6 protein-coding genes and 1 pseudogene are annotated in these 5,401 nt (G+C 65.5%); 6 read left to right on the plus strand and 1 reads right to left on the minus strand.

The features are described 5' to 3' along the window. On the plus strand, nucleotides 1-1,046 hold a 1,046-nt coding region (locus tag F8K16_RS03060; protein ID WP_294946780.1), incomplete at its 5' end, for a molybdenum ABC transporter ATP-binding protein. Between the two features lie 53 nt (nucleotides 1,047-1,099). On the opposite strand, the gene slyD is transcribed toward F8K16_RS03060, so the two are convergent. Then, nucleotides 1,100-1,582, minus strand: a complete 483-nt coding sequence (gene slyD, locus F8K16_RS03065; protein ID WP_294946783.1) for a peptidylprolyl isomerase — start codon at nucleotides 1,580-1,582, stop codon at nucleotides 1,100-1,102. Between the two features lie 98 nt (nucleotides 1,583-1,680). On the opposite strand from slyD, the gene F8K16_RS03070 reads away from it, so the two are divergent. The 5 genes and pseudogenes from F8K16_RS03070 to F8K16_RS03090 form a co-directional block, all read left to right on the plus strand. Further along, a complete protein-coding gene (locus tag F8K16_RS03070) occupies nucleotides 1,681-2,097 on the plus strand; it encodes a CopD family protein (RefSeq protein ID WP_294946786.1) in 417 nt (138 codons plus the stop codon). Beyond that, nucleotides 2,097-3,143 (plus strand): sialidase family protein, encoded by a 1,047-nt coding sequence (locus F8K16_RS03075; RefSeq protein WP_294946788.1) that lies wholly within the window; start codon nucleotides 2,097-2,099, stop codon nucleotides 3,141-3,143. The genes F8K16_RS03070 and F8K16_RS03075 overlap by 1 nt, the downstream gene beginning before the upstream one ends. Beyond that, a complete protein-coding gene (rimO, locus tag F8K16_RS03080) occupies nucleotides 3,140-4,492 on the plus strand; it encodes a 30S ribosomal protein S12 methylthiotransferase RimO (protein ID WP_294946791.1) in 1,353 nt (450 codons plus the stop codon). Before F8K16_RS03075 ends, rimO begins: the two co-directional genes overlap by 4 nt. Beyond that, the gene (gene yccX / locus F8K16_RS03085) at nucleotides 4,479-4,766 is read left to right on the plus strand and encodes an acylphosphatase (RefSeq protein ID WP_294946794.1); all 288 of its coding nucleotides are present in this window, start codon (nucleotides 4,479-4,481) and stop codon (nucleotides 4,764-4,766) included. Before rimO ends, yccX begins: the two co-directional genes overlap by 14 nt. Before the next feature lie 93 nt (nucleotides 4,767-4,859). Further along, a pseudogene (locus F8K16_RS03090) lies at nucleotides 4,860-5,401 on the plus strand (hypothetical protein); the annotation flags it as partial.

Genomic DNA, 5,401 nt, shown 5'->3' on the forward strand with positions numbered 1-5,401 from the left:
GCATCGAAGCGCCGGGGCGCACCCTTGCGCTGCCGGAACCGTTTGCCCTGCCCGGTGAGGGCGTGACCGTACTGTTCGGCCCTTCCGGCGCCGGCAAGTCCACGCTTGTCGCCGCCCTGACCGGCCTGCTGCCGGCGCCGCCGCTGACCGTGCGCCATGGCGATGCGCTCTGGCAGGCGCCGGGGCATCGCCCGCTGCCGCCTGAGGCCCGTGGGGTAGGGCTGGTGCAGCAGCTGGACCCGCTTTTTGCCCACATGACGGTGGCGGACAACCTGCGCTTTCCGCTGCGCTTTACCCGCCGGCGCTGCTTCACATTCGATCAGGTGGTGGAGGCGCTGGGGCTGGCACCGTGGCTGAACCGCCGTCCGGATCAGCTTTCCGGCGGACAGCGCCAGCGGGTGGCGCTGGGTCGGGCGCTGCTGCGTCAGCCCGACTGGCTGATGCTGGACGAGCCCTTCAGCGCGCTGGATCGGGACAGCCGCAGGGCGCTGGTGCGGTTGCTGCAGCGCAACCTGCCCCGCTGGCAGGTGCCGCTGCTGCTGGTGACCCACGCGCTGGACGAGGTAGAACGGCTGGCGGATCGGGTGGTGTTCGTGGGCGACGGGCAGGTGCGACCGCCGGTGCCTATCACGGCGGCGGTGGCCTCGCCGGAGAGCCCGCTGTTTCAGGCCCATGCGCCGGTCTCCCTGCTGTTCGGCACGGTGGTCATGCCACAGGATGAGCGGGGGCTGGGACAGGTGGCGGTGGGGTCACACATGCTGGCCACCGTACCGCTGGAGGGCTTCGAGACGGGTGAGCCGGTGCGGCTGCGCATTCCTGCCGCGCAGATTCTGCTGGCGAAGCAGCGGCTGGACGAGGTTTCCGCGCTCAATCAGCTGGCGTTGCCCATCGCGGAACGCTGGCAGGCGGGACAGCGGGTGACGGTGCGGCTGATGCTGGACGATCAGGCGCTGCTGGCGACGGTCACCGCCGCCACCGCCGAGCGCATGGGACTGGTGCCGGGCGCCACCGTGTGGGCGGTGATCAAGGCGGTGGGCATTCTGTAGAAACGAAAAAGGCCGCCCGCAGGCGGCCTTTCTCTCTCACGGAAGCGGATCAATCAGCCGTGCTGCACGCCGCCGGGGCCGTGGGCGTGGCCATGTTCCAGTTCTTCGGGCGTGGCGTCGCGTACATCGACGATCTCCACGTCGAAGGTCAGGTCCTGACCGGCCAGCGGGTGGTTGCCGTCCACGGTGATGGTATCGCCGTCCACCTTGGTGACCTCGACGCTGTGTACGCCCTGATCGGACTGGGCTTCGAAGCGCATGCCCACTTCGATGTTGTCCACGCCCTGGAAAAGCTGTCGGGGGACTTCCTGCACCAGCATTTCGTGGCGCTCGCCATAGGCTTCGGCGGCGGGCACGGTGACGGTGAGCTTGTCGCCGGGCTGCTTGCCTTCCAGCGCCTTTTCCAGACCGGGGATGATCTGGCCGTGGCCGTGCAGGTAGGCCAGCGGGTTGCCATTGGAGGCGTCCAGCACCTCGCCCTTGTCGTTCTTGAGGGTGTATTCGATGGTGACGACCTTGTCTTTTTCAACTTGCATGTAGAGCGTTCCTTGCAGAATGGGTCAAACGGGGGGCGCGGTGGGCGCCGTCAAAGTTGCTATCATACCCGCCATGTGCGCTTGCTGAGGGGAAAAACATGCTCTGGGTCAAGATGTTCCACATTCTGTTCGTCATCAGCTGGATGGCGGGCATCTTCTATCTGCCGCGCATCTTCGTGCACTACGCCGAGGGGCAGGCGGCGGGCGAGGATGTGCGCCGGCTGGTGATCATGGCACGCAAGCTGTTCAATTTCATGACGATCATCATGATCCCGGCAGTGGCCACGGGTTTCTGGCTGTGGCTGGGCTGGGGCATCAGCGGCGGCTGGCTGCATGCCAAGCTCACCTTCGTGGCGCTGCTGCTGGGCTATCACTACTGGACGCTGACGCAGGTGCGCCGCATGGAGCAGGATGGGCGGCTGAGTCATGATCACGTCTTCTACCGCTGGATGAACGAGATTCCGCTGCTGCTGCTGGTGGGCATTCTCATCATGGTGGTGATCAAGCCGTTCTGATGCGCGCCGTCGAAGCAGAACTGGACTTTTCGCTGGCACCGAAGACTGCGGCGCCCCTTGAGCTGGCCGAAGGGGTAGCGTGGGCCGCCGACCTGCCGCCGGGGCCGTTCGTACGTCATGACGACGGCTGGCTGGCGCTGGATACCCGGGCCATGACGGTGTGCCGTCACGAGCATGGGCGCTGGCAACGCTGGCCGCTGAAACTCCATGGTGCAGAGCCCCACGCCGATCTTGCGCTGGGGGTGTCACGCACGGGCACGCTGGTGCTGGCCTTCATGGACGAGCGTCACGGTCATTTCCGCTGGCTGCGCCATCTGCGCCGCGCCAGCCGCAACACCCGTTCGCCCATTTTCGTCAGCCGCAGCGAGGATGGCGGGCGCAGCTGGTCGGAACCGGTGATGATTCAGGATGGCTATTCCGGCGCGGTGCGCAGCATGGTGACGCTGCCCGACGGGCGGCTGGTGCTGGCGGTCCAGTATCTGCTGCCTGACCAGGCCCGCTATGTGAGCCTGACCTATTTCTCCGATGACGATGGTCGAAGCTGGCGGGCGAGCAACTGGCTGGATGCGGGTGGGCGCGGTCATCATGACGGGGCCATAGAAGGGTATCTGCTGCCGCTGGATGACAGGCGGCTGTGGTATCTGGTGCGCTCCAATCTGGACCGCTTCTGGCATGCGTATTCATCGGATGGCGGGCAAACCTGGCTGGAAACCCGTCCCGGCTTTGCCGCCAGTTCCAGCCCGGGCGCGCTGCTGCGTCTCTCCGACGGGCGCATCGCGCTGGCGTACAACCCGGTGGGGGAGCACCCGCCCAGACGGGCGGGGGATTTTTCCGAGCGGGCCGCCAGCTGGTATCGGGAAGCGCTGCATCTGGCGCTGTTGGACGAAAAAGGCGAGCGGATTCTGGACGAGCGGCCGGTGGCCCGCTGCGAAGGCGCCTGGCTCAGCTATCCGCACATGGCAGAACCCGCGCCGGGGCGGCTGTGGCTGACCACCCTGCAGAGCGGGCTGCGGCTTGAGATCAATCTTGAGGACCTGTTTTCATGAGCACGACACAACCGACCGTGGGCATCATTTCACTGGGCTGCCCCAAGGCGACGGTGGACTCCGAGCGCATTCTCACCCAGTTGCGCGCCGAGGGCTACCGCCTGACCGACAGCTATGACGATGCGGATGTGGTCATCGTCAACACCTGCGGGTTCATCGACTCGGCGGTGGAGGAGTCGCTGGAAGCCATCGGCGAGGCGCTGGAGGAGAACGGGCGGGTGATCGTCACCGGCTGTCTGGGGGCGAAGCCGGAGCAGATCGAGCGGGTGCATCCGAAGGTGCTGGCCATCACGGGCCCGGCCGCCTACGAGGAGGTGGTGGAACAGGTGCATCAGGCCGCGCCGCCGCCGGAACATGATCCGTTCGTGGATGTGATCCCGCCGGGCGGACTCAAGCTGACGCCACGCCACTACGCCTATGTGAAGATTTCCGAGGGCTGCAACCACCGCTGCACCTTCTGCATCATCCCTTCCATGCGTGGCGATCTGGTCAGCCGGCCGGTGGGCGAGGTGCTGGACGAGGCCCAGAAACTGGTGGAAGCCGGGGTAAAGGAGCTGCTGGTGGTTTCTCAGGACACCGCCGCCTACGGCGTGGATCTGAAGCATCGGCTGGACTTCTGGCAGGGCCGGCCGGTGAAGACGAACATGGTGGGGCTGGCCGAGCAGATGGGGCGGCTGGGCGCCTGGGTGCGGCTGCACTATGTCTATCCCTACCCGAACGTGGAGGAGGTGATCCCGCTGATGCGCGACGGGCTGGTGCTGCCCTATCTGGACATGCCGCTGCAGCACGCTCACCCGCGGGTGCTGAAAGCCATGCGTCGGCCGGGCAATATCGAGCGCCAGCTGGAACGCATCGAGAAGTGGCGTGCCGAGGTGCCGGATCTGACCATGCGCTCCACCTTCATCGTCGGCTTTCCGGGCGAGACGGACGAGGAGTTCGAGGCGCTGCTGGACTTCATCCGCGAGGCGAAGCTGGACCGGGTGGGCTGCTTTCAGTATTCGCCGGTGGAAGGCGCCGTGGCCAATGCGCTGGCGCCACAGGTGCCGGATGAGGTCAAGCAGGAACGCTGGGAGGCCTTCATGGAAACCCAGCAGGCGGTCAGCGCCGAGAAGATGCAGGCCCGCGTCGGTCGGGTGGAGCCGGTCATCATTGACGAGGTGGACGGAGACGGCGCCATCGGTCGCAGCCGTGGCGACGCGCCGGAGATCGACGGGGTGGTGCTGATCCGGGACGGCCATGATCTGGCGCCGGGAGACATCGTGGAGGTGGAGATCGAGGCGGCGGACGCCTACGACCTGTGGGGCTGCCTGGCCAGCGGGCAGGAGAAGCATGGTCATGACCAGTCATGAGGAGAACTGTCTGCGAGCCATTATCCATGGCCGGGTGCAGGGGGTGTTCTTCCGTGCCAGCACGCAGAAGAAGGCCCGGGCGCTGGGGCTGACCGGCTGGGTGCGCAATCTGCCGGACGGCACGGTGGAGGTGCTGGCTGTCGGGCCGCGTCCAGCACTGGAGGCGTTGCTGGACTGGCTCCATGAGGGGCCGCCGCTGGCCCGCGTGGAGCGGGTTGATGCTGCGTGGGCGGTCTGCAGCAAGCATTTTGAGGGTTTTGAGATACTGGCATAGGCCAGAGGAAGGGATTTTTACTCTGTAAAAGGGAGTGATCAGCAGGTAATCTTTTAAAGTTTTTGTTTGAAATGGGGCTGCTGTGTTGCTGTGGTGCTGATCACGCTTTTACTGGGGTTGCTGTGGGGTGTGGCTGTCTGGGCGGCCGAGCCTGCCCGGCTGATGATCGTGCACAGCTATGGCCCGGACAACCCGACGGCCATTCCGCAGGAGACGGGTGTGCTTGAGGCGCTGCGCAAGGCCGGCTGGGTGGAGGGCCGGAATCTGCTGGTGCGTCGCTTTTTCATGGACACCAAGCGGCGCTATGTGACACCGGAGCAGATCGAGCTGCGCGGCTATGAAGCCAAGCGGGCCATTGAGGCCTTCAGTCCGGATGTATTGCTGACCATTGATGACAATGCCTTTCAGTACGCCGCCGTCCATTTCGTGGACACGCCGCTGCCTGTGGTCTTTTCCGGACTCAACTTTCCCATCGACTATTACCGCCGGCGTTTCTGGCTGTTTGAGCATCCTCCCGAGCCACAGCACAATGTGACCGGCGTGTTCGAGCGTCTGCCGCTGGAGCCTTCGCTGGACATTCTGGGGCTGATCCGCCACATGACCGCTGCGGACCGTGCGGTGATCATTACCGACAC

The sequence above is a fragment of the Sulfurivirga sp. genome, from assembly GCF_015490265.1.
Classification (GTDB): Bacteria; Pseudomonadota; Gammaproteobacteria; order Thiomicrospirales; family Thiomicrospiraceae; genus Sulfurivirga.

Excerpts from the sequence above, each read along its gene's own strand:
- slyD (WP_294946783.1), bottom strand. The coding sequence starts at position 1,582 with ATGCAAGTTGAAAAAGACAAGGTCGTCACCATCGAATACACCCTCAAG.
- F8K16_RS03070 (WP_294946786.1), top strand. The coding sequence starts at position 1,681 with ATGCTCTGGGTCAAGATGTTCCACATTCTGTTCGTCATCAGCTGGATG.
- F8K16_RS03075 (WP_294946788.1), top strand. The coding sequence starts at position 2,097 with ATGCGCGCCGTCGAAGCAGAACTGGACTTTTCGCTGGCACCGAAGACT.
- rimO (WP_294946791.1), top strand. The coding sequence starts at position 3,140 with ATGAGCACGACACAACCGACCGTGGGCATCATTTCACTGGGCTGCCCC.
- yccX (WP_294946794.1), top strand. The coding sequence starts at position 4,479 with ATGACCAGTCATGAGGAGAACTGTCTGCGAGCCATTATCCATGGCCGG.